A 20,160-nucleotide genomic window follows, 5' to 3' on the forward strand; every position below is an offset into this window, starting at 1 on the left:
CAGCAAGCGCTAAATCCTCCCCCCACCCAAGCGTTTCCCAAGCGACCACTACCCGCACATTCGCTTGCTTGCGAGGATTCACCCATGTCGATCGCTTCCAGCCTTGCCCAGGCCCTGCCGGCCAGCGCGCCGCAACCGCTGTACGAGTTCACCGACTCACCCTTGCTGCAACGCCAGCAACAACAGGAATCCAACGCCCGCAGCTACCCCCGGCGCATCCCGCTGGCGCTCAAGCGCGCCCGTGGCATCCATGTCGAGGACGTCGAGGGTCGCCAGTTCATCGACTGCCTGGCCGGCGCCGGCACCCTGGCCCTGGGCCACAACCACCCGGTGGTGATCGAGGCGATCCAGCGCGTGCTGGCCGACGAATTGCCCCTGCATACCCTGGACCTGACCACGCCGGTGAAGGACCGCTTCGTCCAGGACCTGTTCGGCGTACTGCCCGAGGCGCTGCGCCGCGAGGCCAAGGTGCAGTTCTGCGGTCCGACCGGCACCGATGCCGTGGAAGCGGCGCTCAAGCTAGTGCGCAGCGCCACCGGGCGCAGCACCGTGCTGGCCTTCCAGGGCGCCTACCACGGCATGAGCCAGGGTGCGCTGAGCCTGATGGGCAGCCACGCGCCCAAGCAACCGCTGGGCGCGTTGCTCGGCAATGGCGTGCAGTTCATGCCGTACCCCTACGATTACCGTTGCCCGTTCGGCCTGGGCGGCGAAGCCGGGGTCAAGGCCAGCCTGCATTACCTGGAAAACCTGCTGCTCGACCCGGAAGGCGGGGTGCCGTTGCCGGCGGCAGTCATCCTCGAAGTGGTGCAGGGCGAAGGCGGTGTAATTCCCGCCGACATCGCCTGGCTGCAAGGCGTGCGGCGCATCACCGAACAGGCCGGTGTGGCGCTGATCGTCGACGAGATCCAGAGCGGCTTCGCCCGCACCGGGCGGATGTTCGCCTTCGAGCACGCCGGCATCGTGCCGGACGTGGTCACCCTGTCCAAGGCCATTGGCGGCAGCCTGCCGCTGGCGGTGGTGGTCTACCGCGACTGGCTCGATACCTGGAAGCCAGGTGCTCACGCCGGCACCTTCCGTGGCAACCAGATGGCCATGGCCGCAGGCTCCGCCGTGATCAACTACCTGGTCGAGCATCGCCTGGCCGAGCATGCCGAAGCCATGGGCCAGCGCCTGCGCGGGCACCTGCTGAGCCTGCAGCGCCAGTACCCACAGCTGGGTGACATCCGTGGCCGCGGCCTGATGCTGGGGGGGGAGCTGGTCGACCCGAATGGCCCGCTCGATGCACAGGGGCACCCGCCGGCCAACCGCGAGCTGGCGCCGAAGGTGCAGCGCGAATGCCTCAAGCGCGGGCTTATCCTCGAACTGGGTGGCCGTCACGGCGCGGTGGTGCGCTTCCTGCCGCCGCTGATCATCACCGCACCGCAGGTCGATGAGGTGGCCCAGCGCTTCGCCGAGGCGCTGGCTGCTGCAGTCTGATCCCTCGGGGCCGCGTCGCGGCCCTCTTCGAATCCTTCCTTGCAGAGGCGGCACACGTGCCGCCTCTCATCCCTGCGCGACCGTCCGCTCACCTCGATCCCCCCCATCCGCCAGCGTTAATTTTTTCCTGGTTGTATCCGTTTCGTAGGGATAGCCGGGCACTGCCCGTGGTACCTCACTCGTACGGAAAGCAAGCCGATGAATCCCGAAAAGTCCCTGCAACTGGCCCGCCGTTTCATTGAATTGCCGCTGGACAAGCGCCGCCTGTTCCTTGAGACCCTGACCCGCGAGGGCATCGACTTTTCCCAGTTCCCGATCCCCGTCGATGTTGCGGCCGAAGACCGCCTGGCGCCGTCCTACGCCCAGCAACGCATGTGGGTGCTGTGGCAGCTGGACCCGCAAGGCGGTGCTTACAACCTGCCGGGCGCGGTGCGGCTCAAGGGCACGCTCGACCAGGCGGCCCTGCAGCAGGCGTTCGAGTGCCTGCTCGAACGCCACCAAAGCCTGGCCTGCGTGTTCCAGCAGCAGGCCGACGAGCGCCTGCACCAGATACACCGCCCAGCGCCGCCGCAGATCCAGCGCCTGGACCTGCGCACGCTGAGCGAAGCAACCCGCGAGGCACGGGTGCAGGCTGAGGTCGAGTCCGAGTCGCTGTGCCCGTTCGACCTGGAACACGGCCCGCTGCTGCGCATTCGCCTGCTGCAACTGGCCGAGCAGGAGCACGTGCTGCTGCTCACACTGCACCACATCGTTTCCGATGGCTGGTCGATGAATGTGCTGATCGACGAATTCAGCCGTTGCTACGACGCCTTCGCCGCCGGGGCGCAGCCGCAGTTGCCGGCCTTGCCGATCCAGTACGTCGACTACGCCCTGTGGCAGCGCCGCTGGCTCGAAGCCGGCGAACTGGAGCGCCAGCTGGCCTACTGGCAGGCCACCCTGGGCGACGAGCAGCCGGTGCTGGAGTTGCCGCTGGACCGCCCACGGCCGGCCAGCCCGAGTTTCAGCGGCGAGCGCCTGGAGCTGCAGGTGGACAGCGAGCTGGCCCAGCAACTGCGCAGTTTCGCCGCGCGCCACAACCTGACCCTGTTCATGCTCCTGCTTGGCGCCTTCGGGCTGTTGCTGCAGCGCTATACCGGCCAGTCCGACCTGCGCATCGGCAGCCCGGTGGCCAACCGCAACCGCGCCGATATCGAAGGGCTGATCGGCCTGTTCGTCAACACCCAGGTGCTGCGCCTGCAGCCCGATGCCCAGCGTGATGCACTGAGCTATCTGCAGGCCGTGCGGCAGACCGTACTGGGCGCCCAGGCCCACCAGGACCTGCCGTTCGAACGCCTGGTCGATGCCTTGAAGGTCGAGCGCAACCTCAGCCACGCGCCCCTGTTCCAGGTGATGTACAACCACCAGCCACAGGTGGCCGACCTTTCGGCGGTGACCCTGGCCTCGGGCCTGGAGCTGTCGGCACTGGCGTGGCGCAGCCGCACCACCCAGTTCGACCTGAGCCTGGACACCTATGAGCAGGGCGGTGTGCTGCGCGCTGCCTTTACCTTCGCGGTCGACCTGTTCGATGCGGCCACTGTCGAGCGCATGGCCGAGCACTGGTTCACCTTGCTCCGCGAGCTGGTGGCGGACGCGACGCGGCCGCTGTGGCAACTGCCCATGCTCGACCCGGCAAGCCTTCGCACCCAGCTTCATGAATGGAATGCCACAGCCACTGGCTACCCGTTGCACCAGGGCGTGCACCAGATGTTCGAAGCCCAGGCGCAGCGCACCCCGCAAGCACCTGCGCTGCGCTTTGGCGACAGCACCTTGAGCTACGCCGAGCTGGATGAGCGCGCCAATCGCCTGGCCCATTACCTGCGTGGCCAGGGCGTGACCACCGACACCCTGGTCGGCGTCTCGGCCCAGCGCAGTGTCGAGATGGTCGTCGCCTTGCTGGCGATTCTCAAGGCCGGTGGCGCCTACGTGCCGCTGGACCCGGAGTACCCCGAGGAGCGCCTGGCCTACATGATCGAGGACAGCGGCATTCGCCTGCTGCTGACCCAGCAGATGCTGCTTGGCAGCCTGCCGCTGCCGGCCGGCGTGCAATGCGTGGCCCTCGACACCCTGGCCCTCGACGACCAGCCCGCCAGCTCGCCTGCGCTGGCGCTGGAACCTGCGCAACTGGCCTATGTCATCTACACCTCTGGCTCCACCGGTCGCCCCAAGGGCGCCGGCAACAGCCATCAGGCCCTGACCAATCGCCTGTGCTGGATGCAACAGGCCTACGGGCTGGATGCCAGCGACACGGTGCTGCAGAAGACCCCCTTCAGCTTCGATGTGTCGGTGTGGGAATTCTTCTGGCCGCTGATGACCGGCGCCTGCCTGGCCGTGGCGGCACCCGGCGAGCACCGCGATCCGCAGCGGTTGATCGCCCGCATCCAGCGCCATGGCGTCACCACCTTGCACTTCGTGCCTTCGATGTTGCAGGCGTTCATCCACGAACCGGGCGTCGAAGCCTGCCGCACACTGACGCGCATCGTCTGCAGCGGCGAGGCGCTGCCGGTGGATGCCCAGCGTCAGGTGTTTGCCCGGCTGCCGGGTGCTGGCCTGTACAACCTGTATGGCCCCACCGAGGCCGCCATTGATGTGACCCACTGGACCTGTGTGGAGGAAGGCAAGGACAGCGTGCCGATCGGCCAGCCGATCGCCAACATCCGCACTTATGTGCTTGACGCCGGACTGCAGCCGGTCGCCCCGGGCGTTTCTGGGGAGCTGTACCTGGGCGGCATCGGCCTGGCCCGTGGCTACCATCGCCGGCCAGGGCTGACGGCCGAGCGCTTCGTCGCCGACCCGTTCGGCGAAGGTGGCCGCCTGTACCGCACCGGCGACCGCGTGCGCCAGCGCGCCGACGGCGTCATCGAATACCTCGGCCGCTTCGACCATCAGGTAAAGATCCGTGGCCTGCGTATCGAACTGGGCGAGATCGAGGCGCGCCTGGCCGAGCATGAATGCGTTCGCGAGTGCGTGGTGCTGGCCCTCGATGGCCGACTACTGGTGGCCTACCTGGTGCTCAACGCGCAGCCCGAGGGCTGGCAGGGCACGCTCAAGGACTGGCTGCTGCAGACCCTGCCCGAGTTCATGGTGCCCAGCCACCTCATGGCCCTCGACAGCCTGCCGCTGACCCCCAACGGCAAGCTCGACCGCAAGGCCCTGCCGCAGCCCGAGGCCACGGCGCAGTCAGCCTACATGGCCCCGGAAAGCGACGCCGAGCGCCAGCTGGCGCAGATCTGGAGCGAGGTACTGGGCGTGGCCCAGGTGGGGTTGGACGACAACTTCTTCACCTTGGGCGGCGACTCGATCATCGCCATCCAGGTGGTCAGCCGCGCCCGTCAGGCCGGTCTGGCACTCAACCCGCGTGACCTGTTCCAGCACCAGACCCTGCGCTCCCTGGCGCAGGCCGCCGGCAGCGTGAGCAGTGTGCAGATTGACCAGCGCCCAGCCGAAGGACCGGCACTGCTGACCCCCGTACAACAGCAGTTCTTCGAAACACCCATGCCGCAGCGTCAGCACTGGAACCAGGCCTTGCTGCTGGTGCCGCGCCAACCGTTGCAAGCCGAGCAACTGGAGCAAGCCTTGGTCCAGGTGGTGGCGCAGCATGACGCCCTGCGCCTGCGCTTCACCCAGGCCGATGGTCAATGGCAGCAGGCCCATGCGCCACAGGCCGCGCCAGTGCTGTGGCAGCGCCAGGCCGAAAGCGACGAAGCGCTCGCCGCCGTGTGCGATGAAGCCCAGCGCAGCCTCAGCCTCGACCAAGGTCCTTTGCTGGCGGCGGTACTGGTGGCCATGGCCGATGGCAGCCAGCGGCTGTTGCTGGTGATCCACCATCTGGTGGTCGATGGCGTGTCCTGGCGCATCCTGCTCGAAGATTTGCAACAGGCTTGCCTGGGCCAGCCGCTGCCGGCCAGAACCAGCAGCTACCAAGCCTGGGCCGAGCGCCTGGCCGGGCATGCCGATGCCTGCATGGCGCAGCTCGAACACTGGCAAGCGGTAGGTGAGGTCGCAGCGCTGCCGCGTGACCGTGCGGTGACGCAAACCCGCGTAGCCGATGAGCACAAGGTCAGCGTCAGCTTCCCGCCGGCCCTTACCCAGGCCCTGTTGCAACAGGCGCCCAGCGCCTACCGCACCCAGGTCAACGACCTGCTGCTGGCGGCCCTGGCCCGTGCCTTGTGCGACTGGAGCGGCCAGCGCCAGGTGCTGGTGCAGCTCGAAGGGCATGGCCGCGAAGCGTTGTTCGAGGACATCGATCTGACCCGTACCGTGGGCTGGTTCACCAGCATGTACCCGGTCGCCCTGCGTCCGCAAACCGAGCCTGGCGCCTGCATCGCAGCAGTCAAGGAACAGTTGCGCGCCGTGCCGGCCCGTGGCCTGGGGTATGGCGTACTGCGCTACCTGGGCCCTACAGCTGTGCGCGAGCAACTGGCGCGCCTGCCGCAACCGCGGGTCACCTTCAACTACCTGGGCCAGTTCGACAGCCAGTTCGACGCCGGCGCGCTGTGGCAGCCTGACCCGCAAGGTGCCGGCCAGGGCCAGGACGACGACGCGCCGCTGGCCAACTGGCTGAGCATCGAAGGGCAGGTCTACCAGGGCGAGCTGGGCATCAGCTTCGGCTTCAGCCAGGCCATGTACGACACCACTACCATCGAGGCCCTGGCCGCTAATTTCGCCCACCAGTTGCGTACGCTGGTCGAACACTGCGTGCAACCGGGCGTGGCCAGCGCCACGCCGTCGGACTTCCCGTTGAGCGGCCTGGACAGCACCGGTTTGGCCGCATTGGAACTGAACCTGGGCACGGTCGAAGACATCCTGCCGCTGTCGCCGCTGCAGCAGGGGCTGCTGTTCCACTGCCTGCACGTGGCCGAGGCCGGCGACTACATCAACCAGCTGCGCCTGGACATCGACGGGCTGGAGCCACAGCGCTTCGTGGCTGCCTGGCAGGCCGCGCTGGATGCCCACCCGGGCCTGCGTGCCAGCTTCCACTGGCCGGCCGGTGCGCAGCAGCCGCTGCAAGTGATTCACCGCCAACTGCAACTGCCGTTCACCCTGCACGACTGGCGCGACGATTCGGCGCACGAGGCGCGCCTGCAGACCCTGGCCGAGCAGCAACGCCTGGCGCTGTCCGCGACCGGCCGGGCGCCATTGCTCGGCATTGCCCTGGTACGTTTGGGCGAGCAACGCTGGCACCTGATCTACACCCATCACCATTTGCTGCTCGACGGCTGGAGCCATGCGCAACTGCTTGCCGAGGTGATGCAGCGCTATCGCGGCCAGCTGCCGCGTCAGGCGGTGGCCCACCCACGCACTTACCTGGCCTGGCTGCAGGCCCGTGATCAGCAGCTGGATCAACAGTTCTGGCAGACCCAACTGCAAGGTCTGCAGGCGCCTTCGCTACTCGCCCGCCAACGCCGCAGCGTCGAGTCGGCCGGGCAGGGGCTCTGGCAACAGCGCTTGAGCGCCGAGGCATCGGCGCAGATCAAGGCCTCGGCGCGGGCGCGCAAGGTCACGGTCAATACCTTGGTTCAGGCCGCCTGGCTGTTGCTGCTGCAACGCCACTGCCGACAGGACGTGGTGTGCCTGGGCGTCTCGGTCGCCGGGCGACCTGCGCAGCTGCCGGGCATCGAGGCGCAGCTGGGGCTGTTCATCAACACCGTGCCGGTGGTTGCCGCGCCGCGTCTGGAACAGCACCTGGACGACTGGCTGGCGCAGTTGCAGGCCAGCAACCTGGCCATCCGCGAGCACGAGTACACCCCGCTGGCCGACATCCAGCGCTGGGCCGGCAGGGCCGGCGAGGCGCTGTTCGATACCTTGCTGGCGTTCGAGAACTACCCGGTGGCCGAGGTGCTGCAGGCCGCTGGCGACGGCCCGCGTTTCGGCGTGCCGGAGAGCCACGAGCAACCGCACTATGCGCTGACCTTGTCGGTGGGCATGGGCGATGCCCTGCAGGTCGACTATCGGTTCCGCCACGACGCCTTCGCGCCGGCCGACGTGCAGCGCCTGGCTGTGCAGTTCGGTCATCTGCTGCAGGCCATCGCCACACCGGGCAACCCATGCCTCGGTGAACTGGGCTTGCTCGATGCCGGCGCGCGGCTGCGCTGCCAACAGCAGTGGCAGGCCGATAGGGCCCCTGTGGCAACGCTGGCCGTGCACCAGCAGATCGAAGCCCAGGCGGCGCGCAACCCACGGGCCACGGCGCTGATCGCCGAGGACGGCACGCTCGATTACGGCCAGCTCAATGGCCTGGCCAATACCTGGGCGCAGCAGCTGATCGCCCGAGGTGTCGGGCCGGATGACCTGGTGGGGCTGTGCAGCGAGCGCGGCCTGGCCATGGTCGTTGGCCTGTTGGCGATCCTCAAGGCAGGTGCCGGTTACGTGCCGCTGGACCCCCAGTACCCACGCCAACGCCTGCAGGACATCCTCGACGACAGCGCGGTGAAACTCGTACTGGCTACCCGTGCTGCCGCCCAGCCGCTGCAACTGACCGCTGCCGACTGGCTGTGGCTGGACCAGCCGCAGGCGCCGCTGGCCGACAACCCAGCTCCACGTGCATCCGCTGACAACCTGCTGGCGCTGATCTACACCTCCGGTTCCACCGGCCGGCCAAAAGGCGTGGCCCTGAGCCACGGGGTCATCGCCGCGCACCTGCAGACCATGGCCGAGCAATACCAGGTCACGGCGCAGGACCGCTTCGTGCACTTCGCCTCGATCAACTTCGACTGGGGCACCGAGCAGTGGCTGCTGCCACTGAGCCAGGGCGCCTGCTGCATCCTGCGCGGCGACCAGATCTGGACCGCCGCCCAGGCGTTCGAGGTGATCGAGCGCGAACGCGCCAGCGTGGTCTATTTCCCTACCCAGTACGCCTGCCAGCTGGCCGAATGGGCCCGTCAGGAAGGCCGGCAACTGCCGGTGCGCTGCCTGAACGTGGCGGGTGAAGCACTGCCGCGCGAAGGCTTCGAGCGGCTCCAGGCGCATGTACGGCCGCAGCGTATCGTCAACGGCTACGGCCCTACCGAAACGGTGATCACGCCGCTGCTGTGGCAGGCCGATGGCGATACCCGCATCGACACCGGCTACGCGCCCATCGGTACGCCGGTGCCGGGGCGCAGTGCCTACCTGCTCGATCCCGCCCTGCAGCTGCTGGATGCCGGCAACGCCGGTGAGCTGTACATCGGCGGCCCATGCCTGGCCCGTGGCTACTTCGGCCAGGCGGCGCTGACCGCCGAGCGCTTCGTGCCCGATCCGTTCGACCCGGTCGGCGGCGGGCGGCTGTATCGCAGCGGCGATCTGGTACGCCAGCAGGCCGATGGCGAGCTGGAGTTCCTTGGCCGCCTCGACCATCAGCTGAAGATCCGTGGCTTCCGCGTCGAACCCGGCGAGGTCGAAGCCTGCCTGCTGGCCCGCGCCGATGTGCGCGAGGCAGTGGTGATGCCGCGCGGGCAGGGCGCCGACCTGCACCTGGCGGCCTGGCTGGTGCCGGCCGAGGATCTGGTCAACGACAGTGGCCTGCGCCAGCGCATCCTAGACGACCTGCGTGCCAGCCTGCCGGCTTACATGGTGCCGGCACGCCTGCAGTTGCTCGACCGGCTGCCGCTGAACCCCAACGGCAAGGTCGACCGCAAGGCACTGCCAGAAATCACCGACGAAAGCGCTGCGGCCTTCAGTGCGCCGGTGGACGCCCTCGAACAGGAAGTCGCCCAAGCCTGGGCCGAGGTGCTGGGCATGGCCGAGGTCGGGCGTTTCGAGCATTTCTTCGAGGCCGGTGGCCATTCGTTGCTGGCCACCCAGGTGGTGGCGCGGCTGCACCGTGCCGGCCACACCAGCATTGGCGTGCGCGAGCTGTTCAGCCACCCGCGCCTGTGCGATTTCGCCGACTGCCTGCGCCAGGCGCAGCCGGCTGCCGTCACCGGGCCGCAGTTGCGGGCCCTGGGCGACAAGGTCAGCGCGCCGCTGTCGTTGGCCCAGCGCCGGCTGTGGATCGCCGAGCAGTTCAGCCAGGGCAGCGGGGCCTACGGCATGCCGCTGGCCCTGCGCCTGGCGGGCCCGCTGCAGGTCGAGTGCCTGCACCAGGCACTGCAGGCACTGGTGCAACGTCACGAGGTGCTGCGCAGCGCGGTCGAGTGTGACGACGAGGGCGAACCGCTGCTGCTGATCCACTCGGCGGTGAGCATCGCGCTGCCGTGTGAGGACCTGTCCCGGCTTGGCGCCGCCGAACAGCAGCTGCACGTGCTGGAGGCGCAACTGGCCAATGTGCGCCAGGCGATCCCGCTGGACCAGGCACCGATGCTGCGTGCCGGCCTGCTGCGCTTGTCCGGCGAGGCCCATGTGCTGCTGCTGAACATGCACCACATCATCTCCGATGGCTGGTCCATGGCGCTGATGGTCAACGAGCTGATCGCCAGCTACAGCGCCTTCGCCCAGGGGCAGGCGCCTGCGCTGGCACCCTTGCCGCTGCAGTACTCGGACTACGCACTGTGGCAGGCCGAATGCGAGCGTGCCGGGCTGCTGCAGGCACCGGCGCAGTGGTGGCGCACGGCGTTGCACGGCAGCAGCGGGCGGCTGGCGCTACCCACCGACCTGCCGCGTCCGGCCCAGGCTTCGCAGGCCGGCGAAAACCTCAACTTCGACCTGCCGCAGGCCACGGTCGAGCGGGTGCGCGCCCGCGCCGCGCAGTTGGGCGTAACGCCCTACATGCTGTTGCTGGCGGCGTTCCAGTTGCTGATGCACCGCGCCAGCGGCCAGCACGACCTGCTGCTCGGCGCCGACGTCGCCGGCCGCGAGCACCCTGACCTGGAGGCGCTGATCGGCTTCTTCGTCAACGTCCTGCCGCTGCGTTCGCAACTGGACGAGCAACTGGACTTCGCCGCCTGGCTGGCGCGTACCCGCACTACCTTGCTCGATGCCAGCGCCCAGCAGGCGCTGCCGTTCGACCTGATCGTCGAGGCCGCCGCCACGCCGCGCCATCCCGGCATGAACCCGCTGGTGCAGGTCTTGTTCGTGATGAACGACATGCCGCTTTCGCACAGCGACCTGGCCGACCTGCAGGTGCAGGTGCTGCCCCAGGCGGGCGGCTATTCGAAATTCGACATGGCGCTGTTCATCGACCCGGTCGCGGCCGGCTGGCGCGTCACCTGGCAGTACGCCACCGCGCTGTTCAAGGCAGAACGGATTCAGGCCCTGCTGCGTGGCTGGCTGGACATCCTCGACCAGGTACTGGGCAACCCACATATCCAACTGAGAGAGATCACTATGTCGGTTCACAGTGAAATCGTCGCGGCGCCTGCAGCGGGCAGCGCGCTGCCGCGCAAGGACAAGCTGGGCAGTTTCCTCAAGCGTGGCGCAGCGGCGCCGGCGGTCAAGCCCGCCAGCGTGGTGCGCGAGCAGGCGATGGTGCCGGGCCAGGCCTTCCCGCTGCTGGTCGAACCGGTCGACCCGGGTATCAGCCTGACCGACTGGGTGGTGGCCAACCGCGCCGAGGTCGAGCGCAAGCTGGTCAGCCATGGCGGCCTCCTGTTCCGTGGCTTCGGGCTGCAGACCCCGCAGGACTTCGAGGCCTTTGCCGAGGCGGTGCAGCCGGGCCTGTATGGCCAGTACGGCGACCTGCCGAAGAAGGAGGGCGGCAAGAACACCTACCGCTCAACGCCGTACCCGGAGCAGAAGATGATCCTGTTCCACAACGAAAGCGCCCACCAGGACCGCTGGCCGCGCAAGCAGCTGTTCTTCTGCGAGCTGCCGTCGCCGGTCGGTGGTGCCACGCCGGTGGTGGATTGCCGGCTGATGTACCAGCGCCTGCCCGAGGGTTTGCGCCAGCGCTTCGAAGACAAGGGCCTGTTGTACGTGCGCACCTTCACCGACAAGCTGGACGTGTCCTGGCAGCACTTCTTCAAGACCGAGTCGCGTGCCGAGGTCGAGCGCCGTTGCCAGGCGTCGGGTATCCAGTGGCGCTGGCTGGACAACGACGAGCTGCAGATCCGCACGCCGTGCCCGGCAGTGATCGAGCACCCGGTCAGCGGCCAGAAGAGCTTCTTCAACCAGGTGCAGCTGCACCATGTGTTCTGCCTGGATGCCGACGTGCGCGAGGACCTGTTGGCGCTCTACGGCCTGGAGCGCATGCCGCGCCATGTGTACTACGGCGATGGCAGCCCGATCGAGGATGCCGACATGGCCCTGATCGGCGAACTGTACGAGGCCTGCGCGGTGCGCTTCGACTGGCAGGCGGGTGACGTGATCCTGCTCGACAACATGCTCGCCGCCCACGCCCGCGACCCGTTCCAGGGCCCCCGCAAGATCGTCGTCGCCATGGGCGACATGATGACCCGCGACGACCTCGAAGCCCTGACCTTGAACCGTACCGGAGAGCAAGCATGAACATGACCGTCGAAGCCAGCGGCCTGCCGCTGTTGCCCCTGCAAGCGCTCGCGCTGCCCGCGCAGCCGGCGCCTTGGCGCGAGGTGGCGCGTTGCATCGGCGTGCAACTGAGCAGCGTGCCGGCACCCGGCGCTCTGCAGTCCGCCTTGCAGCAGTGGCAGGCACAGCACGCTGTGCTGCGCCTGCGCATTGGCCAGGCGCCGGGTTATCGCGGCCTGCGCCAGTTCGTCGAGGCCGAAGGCGCGGCCGTGCCAGTGACCCCGCTGGGCGTGGGCGACGAGGCCGGCCGTGAAGCCTGGTTCGAACGTTTGGTCGACGTGCAGGCCGACGCACCCGTGGCCGTGCTGCTCTGCGAACAGGCCGAAGGCCGCTGCCAGCTGGTGCTGGGCGTGCTGGCAGCGGTGGCCGACGAAGCCAGCCTGCCGCTGCTGGCGGCGAGCCTGGCGAAGATCTTCCACGGCCAGCTGGCCGATGCCGGCGAGGGTGACTTCGATCAGTACCTGCACTGGCGCAGCGAAGTGCTGGTCGATGAGGACGCCGCCACCGCCCGTGCCTACTGGAGCGCGTGCAACGGCCAGGCCGCGAGCGCCCAGCAATTGCCCTGGCGGGCGTTGCCCGGCAGCGCACGCTGCGATCGCCAACACACCCGCGCGGCGCTCGACCCTGTCGTCGTGCAACGCCTCGGCGAGCTTGGCTCGCCATTGCCCATGGTGTTGCAGGCCGCCTGGTGGTTGCTGCTGGCGCGGCTCGATGGCCAGCCGGCGCAGGTGGTGAACTGGTGGCATGACAGCCGTGTTGACTATGCGTATTTCGCAGACAGCGCGGGCGTCTATCACAAGCAGCTGCCGCTGCTCATCGGCTATCAGGCCGAACAGCCACTGCGCGTCTGGCTGCAGGCGCTGGCCGCGCAGCTGGAGCAGCATGCGGCCTGGCAGGAGTACTACACGCCCGAGCTGACCCCGGCACTGCAGCCCGCCGCCATCGGCTTCAGCCTGGCGCCGGCACGGCCGGCACTGGCGGGTGGGTGGCAAATCCTGACGCATCAGGCGCCAGCGTCCGCTGCCGAGCTGGCGCTGCAGGTCGATTGCGACCCGGCAGGGCCACAGGTGACGTTGCAGCACTGGGCATCGCTGCACAGCCCGGCACTGGCGCAGGTGCTGCTCGAACAGTACCTCACGCTGCTGGCCAGCATCGCCGCTACCCCTGATGCCAGCCTCGCCAGCCTCGGCCTGCTGGGCGAGCAGCAGCGACGCCTGGTGCTGGCGGGCAATGTCGAAGCGCCTGCACTTGGACCACTGTTGCCGGCACAGGTCGCGCGCTGGCTGCGTGAACAACCGCAGGCACTGGCGATCGTCGACCAGGGGCAGGGCTGGAGCTGGCAACAGCTCGATCAACTTTCCAGTACCCTGGCCGCACAGCTGCAGGCCCAGGACGTGGGCAGTGGCAGCGTGGTCGGCCTGCTGTTGCCGCGCTCGGCGCACTGGCTGGCGGCCGTGCTGGCCTGCTGGAAGTGTGCAGCCGCCTACCTGCCGCTGGACCCCGCCTGGCCTACCGCGCGACGCGAGCAGGTCAGTCGCCTGGCCGGGGTGCAGGTGCAGATCGATGGGGCGCTGATCGAACGCCTCGAAGGCACTTCGCAGCCCTTCGAGGCGCGACCGCTGACGGCCGATACCGCGGCCTACGTGCTGTTCACCTCGGGCTCGACCGGCGAGCCCAAGGGCGTGGTCATCGAGCATGGCCAGCTCGCCAGCTATCTGCAGGCAGCGGAGCAGGCGCTTGGCCTGGCGGCGTGCAAACACTTCGCCTTCAGTGCCACGGTGGCGGCTGATCTGGGCCATACCAGCCTGTTCGGCGCCGTGCAGGTCGGTGCCACCCTGCATGTGGCCAGCGATGCGCAGATGCAAGATCCAGCGGCCTTCGCTGCGTTCATGCGCGATAACGCTATCGACTGCCTGAAGATCGTGCCGTCGCACCTGGCCGCGCTGCTCGACGGTGCCGAGGCGTGCCTGCCGTCCACCGTGGTGCTGGGCGGCGAAGCCCCGTCAGGGCCATTGCTCGAACGCATTCAGCGGGTAGCGCCGCAGGCGCGGGTGTTCAACCACTATGGCCCCACCGAAGCCACCGTCGGCGTGTTGGTTCAACCGCTGCAAGCCCCGGCGCCGCAGCTGAGCCTCGGCCGGGTGCTGGCCGGCAACCGTGTGTACCTGCTGACTGCCGCGGGTCGACTGGCCGCCGTCGGCGAGCTGGCCGAGCTGCACCTGGGCGGACGCCAGCTGTGCCGCGGCTACCTGGGCGGGGATGGCGGCGAGACGCGCTTCATCGACAACCCGCTGCAGCCCGGCGAGCGGCTTTATCGCACCGGTGACCTGGGGCGCTATCAGCCCGACGGCAGCATCCTGCTGCAGGGCCGCCAGGACCATCAGGTGAAGATCCGTGGTTTCCGCATCGAGCTGGCCGAAGTGGAAGCGCGCCTGCTGGAAATCGACGGGGTTGCCCAAGGGGCGGTGGTGGCACTCGAAACGCAGCCCGGCCAGCTGGAGCTGCTGGCCTGTTACAGCGTGCACGCGGATGCCCAGGGCCTCGATGAAGCGGCGCTGCGCGCACGCCTGGGCGTCAGCCTGCCAGCGGCCATGGTGCCGGCGCAGCTGCGCCAGCTGTCGAGCCTGCCGCGCCTGGCCAACGGCAAGGTCGACCGCCGTGCCCTGGCGCAGCTGCCGGCACAGGCTGGGCAGGGCGATGAGCAGGACGCGCCGCAGGATGCCTTGCAGCAACTGCTGACCCAGCGCATGGCGCAGTTGCTCGGGCGAGCGCGCATCGGTATCCACACCGATTTCTTCGCCGCCGGCGGCCATTCGCTGCTGATCATCAAGCTGGTGGCCGGCATCCGCAAGTTGCTCAACTGCGAGATGGCCCCCGCGCTGGTGTTCGAGCACCCCACGGTGGCGGGGCTGGCGGCCGCGTTGCAGGCCGCCGAGGTGAACAAGGGGCAGTTGCAGAAGATCGCCCAGGCACGCCTGCAACTGGAGCGCATGAGCCCGGAAGAAAAGGCCCGGCTGCTGGCCAAGGCCAACAACGCCACGGCCTAGCGCGGCGACACGGCAGGTGAAGAAGGCAGCCCTCGGGCTGCTTTTTTCATGGCCGCGTAGACCATTCGGAAACGTTAATGAAAAAAGTTATCAGTTTTTTTTACGTTCGTGCGTCTTACTAGTGAGCCTCACCAAACGCGTTGTTCCATCCGCGTGGTTCTCACTTGAAACGGCCCCCAGAGACCGTCAACCAAACACTCATAGATCATTCGGAGTCAGTTGCGCACATGAAGTCCAAACGTATGCGAAACAAGGGGGCAGCCTTGGCCGCCGGTCCAGCGAAGTGGAGCCTGCGGGCTTCGGCTCTGGTGCTGAGCCTGGCCATGGCGCATGCGCACGCCAAGCCGGTTGCCGTGGACATTCCGGCCCAGCCGCTGGACCAGGCGCTGGTTGCCCTTGGCAAGCAGACCGGCCTGCAGATGGTCTATTCGCCCGACCTGGTCACCGGCAAGCGTGCGCCCAAGGTCAGCGGCACCATGGAGCCCGACCAGGCCCTGGCGCAACTGCTGGACGGCGCTGGCCTGACCTACCGCATCGAGAACAACTCGGTGATGCTGATCAGCACTGACAGCAGCGACATCGGTGCCGGCGCCATGGTCATTGGCGAAACCACCATCATGGGCCAGGGGATGGGCCAGGCCACCGAGAACACCGGCTCCTACACGCCGGGGTTGACCAGCGTCGGCTCCAAGAGCCCGACCTCGCTGAAGGAAACCCCGCAGTCGGTGTCGGTCGTCACCCGCCAGCTGATCGAAGACCGCCAGATCACCGACATCAACGATGCGATGAAGGCCGTGCCGGGCGTGACCGTGCAGAGCTCCACGTTCCGCATCCAGGACTTCTACTCGCGCGGCTTCCCGATCCAGAACATCCAGCTCGACGGTGCAGCGCCCATGGCCCTGGGCACCACTGCAGGCAGCTTCTATTCATCGAACATCTACGACATCGCCGAATTCGACCACGTCGAAGTGCTGCGCGGCTCCAGTGCGTTGTTCGGCGGCACCGGCGACCCGGGCGGCATCATCAACCTGGTGCGCAAGCGCCCGCTGGACTTCTACCAGCTCAAGTTCACCGCCTCCGCGGGCAGCTGGGACAACTACCGCAGCGAGCTGGACGTGACCGGCCCGCTGGGCTTCGATGGCAAGCTGCGTGGCCGGGCGGTGGTGGCTTACCAGGATCGTCAGTACTTCGTCGACAACCGCGCCACCGACAAGCCGTTCTTCTACGGTGTGCTCGAAGCCGATGTGACCGACGACACCATGCTCACCGGCGGCATGCGCTTCAACAAGGTGCATGAAACCGGTACCGCCTCGGCCGTACCGCGCTACAGCGACGGTGCCGACCTGGGGCTACCGCGCCACACCGGCCTGTCCACCACTTGGGCTTATGCCGACGGCTATTCCCGCGAGTACTTCGCCAAGGTCGACCATCGCCTGAACGACGACTGGAAGCTCAACCTCAGCTACACCAACATCTACGACACCATCGATACCAACAACGCCACCACCCTGGGCTCGGTCAACCCGATCACCGGCACCGGAGTGACCCGCTACGGTACCTGGGTCACCCAGTGGAGCGAGCAGAACCTGTATGACGCCAACATCTCGGGCGACTTCAGCATGTTCGGCCTGAATCACCGTCTGGTGGTCGGTGGCGATTACCAGGAGATCGACAGCCGTTGGCAAGGTACCGGCCGCTTCACCACCGCCGGTGGCCCGGTCAACGTCTTCGACCCTGATTCCACGCCTTGGGACGATCCAGGCGCGCGCCCGCCCATCAGCCGTGACTACAAGCCCAACAGCCAGACCCAGTACGGCCTGTACTCGAGCCTGCGCCTGCAGGTGGCCGAGCCGCTGCACGTCATCCTCGGTGCCCGGGTACAGCGTTACAAGTTCGAACAGACTTACCAGACTGCCAACGCAGCGGGCGTCTGGACCCAGCAGTCGCGCGTCGACATGCACGAGCCGACCAAGGTCACCCCGTTCGGCGGCATCGTCTACGACCTGACAGACGAGTGGGCGGCCTATGCCAGCTACGCAGAAATCTACAAACCGCAGCAGAACCTGATGGCCGGCCCGCCCAACTCGGGCAGCACGCTGGACCCGATGACCGGCAAGACCTACGAAACCGGTATCAAGGGCGAGCTGTTCGGGGGAGCGGTAAACACCAGCATCGCGCTGTACTACACCAAGCGTGAAGACCAGGCCGTGCAGGACGCGAATTATCCGCCGACCCAGGTCGCGTTCGGTGGCAACTGCTGCTACGTCAACGGTGGCGAGACGATCAGCAAGGGCGTCGACATGGAGATCTCCGGCGAGATCCTGCCGGACTGGATGATGATGGCCAGCTACACCCTCAACCTGAACAAGAACCGCGACACCGACTCGGCGCTGAGTACCGTCACGCCCAAGCACATGGCCAAGGTGTTCACCACCTACCGCCTGCCGGGCGTGCTGAATGACTTCCGCGTTGGCGGTGGTGTGGATATCCAGAGCGCGACCAAGGTCAGCGGTACCGCGGCGACCTTCGACGGCCAGGGTAATGTGGTGCAAGCCAACGTACCGTTCGAGTACGAGCAGAGCGGCTACGCGATCTGGAACGCGATGGTCGACTACCGCATCGACGAGCACTGGAACGTGGCGCTCAATGGCAACAACCTGTTCGACAAGAAGTACTACCAGACGGTGGGTACCTCGACCTATGGCAACTACTATGGCGATCCGCGCAACTTCATGCTGACAGTGCGGGCTACGTACTGAAGTGCTGAGGGTGTGAACAAGAGAACCGGAGCTTGCTCCGGTTTTTTTGTGCTTGTCGTGGGTTTTCTGGCGCCCTTGAGATCGAGCGCCGCCCGCGCGGCGCATCGCGGATGAATCCGCTCCTACATTTGTTGCAACGTGCCTATGTCTGATGGGCCATGGTTGCCTGCCTTGTTGGTACGACGTGATTATTGGGTTGGCGCGGATGCCCACCCGAATGTTCGCTGGGCGCCAAGGGCGGACAACCATGGCCTGACAGACTGCGGCACGTTGCAACAAATGTAGGAGCGGATTCATCCGCGATGCGCCGCGCGGGCGGCGCTCGATCTTAAGGGCACCAGAGAAGCTGGCTTGCAAGCGATGGGACCTTTACATCCACAACTCAGATCAAGGCATCCCCGGCAACGCCGCGGTCTGGAAGGCTTTTGGGCTGTTGATGGGAGACGTTTAACTGTCAGCTTGGGCGTTAAAAATCTGTGGCTTGGTGAGCGACTGTCTCTTTGAAAGTGACTATTTGAGAACAGGCGTGTAGGAAATTTCAGCGTGCTTTGTAGGATCGCTCTTGCTGTGTTTTGGGGTGATTTTCTGGCTCTTGGTGGGTGCTAGTTTCCCGGCTTTCACTCGAGGAGATAGCGCATGGCACGTTTCAGGATCCAAGGCAGGAACCAGGCCTTGAATGGGGACCGCACCACTACAGGGGCCGTATGTCTGGCCAGCGGCACCGGATTCAAAGGGCATGGGCGTGAGGCATTACGGGTGCAGGACAAGACCACCCCTTGCCCTGTCTGTGGTGAAGTCGGAACGCTCGTGGAGGGCGTACAAAACTTCGTGATCCAAGGCCGCCCGGCGGTGGTTGATGGGGCGTTGGTGGCGTGCAAATGCCCAGCGGGGAGAAACCGGGTTCTGGCCATGGGCGGGCCTGGCGATGTGGCAAGCCCCTCAGCTACAGGGCCGGCGAGCCAGGCGGCAACAACAGGTCAGGCCAGCTTTACCCGCCCCATCAAACCTACGCTAGCAGAAAAGAAATCGAAACCTGTCACTTGCAAAGACCCTGACTTGATGGAACAGGTGGCCATCTATATTGCCGGTGAAATGAACCGCAATATCACTCACCCATCCGTACTGAAAATGAAGAAGCTAATCAGCTTTGACGCGGCAGAAGAAAATGCAAAGTTTCAAAAGCTACCTTGGTATGCACGCCTTTTACCTCCTAAGTTCCAAGCAATGGCGCTTGGCAATACTGCTGCTGCAATGGCCCTTTGGGCTGAGAGGGTGGGTCAAAATAGGCCCTGGGACCATAAGATGACGATTGGACAACAGTTCGGTGGGCCTTGGCAGAAGCAAGGCCAGGTCGACTACTTCTACGATATCTGGTCGAACATCCACTATGGCTACGTAGGGCGCGCTGGCGGCCTATCTGAAAGCGCCCTTCTGGACGGCGCGGGGCTTGAACAGATTGCATCAGACTCCATTCGGAAAGTTCAAAAGTGGGACGAGCGAAAAGGGCCACAGCGCTCCACAGACATCGAAGGGCTGAGGGCTTGGGATGATATAGGTGACCGAATCGCTATCAGCATTGGTGTCAACCTGTACAAAAAGCACCCTAACGGCGGGATTACGGCAAAGATACTCATGGACGAAGTTTTAGCATTGCCTCGTTCAAGCTGGGGAGATGGCATACGTGACCACGTCTGCAAATAAGCCGAAACGGCATTTCTGGCATTGGATGACGGCGCTATTACTCGCGCCCATCATCTTTTGGTATGTCGCCACACCCCAAGTGAGTTTCCATTTCTCTGACAAAGGACAAGGGCGCCTCGGGTACATTTTGAATGTTCAGCACGATATCTCAAAAGGTGAGATCTACCCAGGTGGAGCCACGGGTGGTGCAGGGCACATTTTTCCGAAAGATCAGTTCTTCATGGAGTTCGATTGGAACAACAGGGGGAAATCGCACTGCATTCGGGTTAAGCCGAAGTGGCCGAATACCGATGTTTACATCGGGGCAGATGGTGCTGTCGATAGCCGCACTGACGGTAAATCTATCGAAGCATGTGGGCCACTACCCAAATAGGAAACCCGCCTAGGCGGGTTTTCTCAGGACTGACTCACTGCAAATGCACTTTGAATTCTGTGACTGCCTGTCGCATCGCCGCCTAACCGCTGGCACTTGACTCGCAATCGGTTAGCCTGCGCCTGATGCAATTGGAGGAGGGACGGCATGTGACGAGGGCCGTGTAAGGCTTTGTCGGTTTTTTGAGAAAACGGTTGGCTCAGCTCTAGTGCTCCGCAGGTCAGGTGTAAGACATTTCTGAATCTGAAACCAAATGCTTCAGGATTCGCTAGTTTGGGAATTATCCTACGAGCGCTGCTGAAGTTTCGCTGTTGTCGGGGAAATGCCTCACGGATAACGTTCTCGAGTCGTTCCGGCGACCGGGCGT

The 20,160-nt window shown here is 66.0% G+C and carries 6 protein-coding genes; all 6 read left to right on the forward strand.

The window, feature by feature from the left end; all coding sequences use genetic code 11:
* The first annotated feature begins 84 nt into the window (after window positions 1-84).
* The 6 genes from ACIPZG_RS04385 to ACIPZG_RS04410 all read left to right on the forward strand — a co-directional run bounded on the left by ACIPZG_RS04385 (window position 85) and on the right by ACIPZG_RS04410 (window position 19,793).
* Entirely contained in the window at window positions 85-1,476 is a 1,392-nt protein-coding gene (locus ACIPZG_RS04385) for an aspartate aminotransferase family protein (protein WP_400710578.1), read from the forward strand.
* 198 nt (window positions 1,477-1,674) lie between these two features.
* Window positions 1,675-11,874, forward strand: coding sequence for an amino acid adenylation domain-containing protein (locus ACIPZG_RS04390; protein ID WP_400710581.1), 10,200 nt, complete (start codon window positions 1,675-1,677; stop codon window positions 11,872-11,874).
* Window positions 11,871-14,960 (forward strand): amino acid adenylation domain-containing protein, encoded by a 3,090-nt coding sequence (locus tag ACIPZG_RS04395; RefSeq protein WP_400710583.1) that lies wholly within the window; start codon window positions 11,871-11,873, stop codon window positions 14,958-14,960. Before ACIPZG_RS04390 ends, ACIPZG_RS04395 begins: the two co-directional genes overlap by 4 nt.
* Before the next feature lie 227 nt (window positions 14,961-15,187).
* On the forward strand, window positions 15,188-17,719 hold the full coding sequence (locus ACIPZG_RS04400; RefSeq protein ID WP_400710586.1) for a TonB-dependent siderophore receptor: 2,532 nt from the start codon (window positions 15,188-15,190) through the stop codon (window positions 17,717-17,719).
* A 636-nt stretch (window positions 17,720-18,355) separates the two neighbouring features.
* On the forward strand, window positions 18,356-19,420 hold the full coding sequence (locus ACIPZG_RS04405; protein ID WP_400710589.1) for a polymorphic toxin type 44 domain-containing protein: 1,065 nt from the start codon (window positions 18,356-18,358) through the stop codon (window positions 19,418-19,420).
* Entirely contained in the window at window positions 19,401-19,793 is a 393-nt protein-coding gene (locus ACIPZG_RS04410; RefSeq protein ID WP_400710592.1) for a hypothetical protein, read from the forward strand. Before ACIPZG_RS04405 ends, ACIPZG_RS04410 begins: the two co-directional genes overlap by 20 nt.
* Window positions 19,794-20,160 lie beyond the last annotated feature (367 nt).

This window comes from Pseudomonas sp. NPDC089395 (assembly GCF_044749525.1).
Classification (GTDB): Bacteria; Pseudomonadota; Gammaproteobacteria; order Pseudomonadales; family Pseudomonadaceae; genus Aquipseudomonas.

Bases quoted from the DNA above. Each gene is read 5' to 3' on its own strand.
- ACIPZG_RS04385 (WP_400710578.1), top strand. From the start codon at position 85: ATGTCGATCGCTTCCAGCCTTGCCCAGGCCCTGCCGGCCAGCGCGCCG.
- ACIPZG_RS04390 (WP_400710581.1), top strand. From the start codon at position 1,675: ATGAATCCCGAAAAGTCCCTGCAACTGGCCCGCCGTTTCATTGAATTG.
- ACIPZG_RS04395 (WP_400710583.1), top strand. From the start codon at position 11,871: ATGAACATGACCGTCGAAGCCAGCGGCCTGCCGCTGTTGCCCCTGCAA.
- ACIPZG_RS04400 (WP_400710586.1), top strand. From the start codon at position 15,188: ATGAAGTCCAAACGTATGCGAAACAAGGGGGCAGCCTTGGCCGCCGGT.
- ACIPZG_RS04405 (WP_400710589.1), top strand. From the start codon at position 18,356: ATGGCACGTTTCAGGATCCAAGGCAGGAACCAGGCCTTGAATGGGGAC.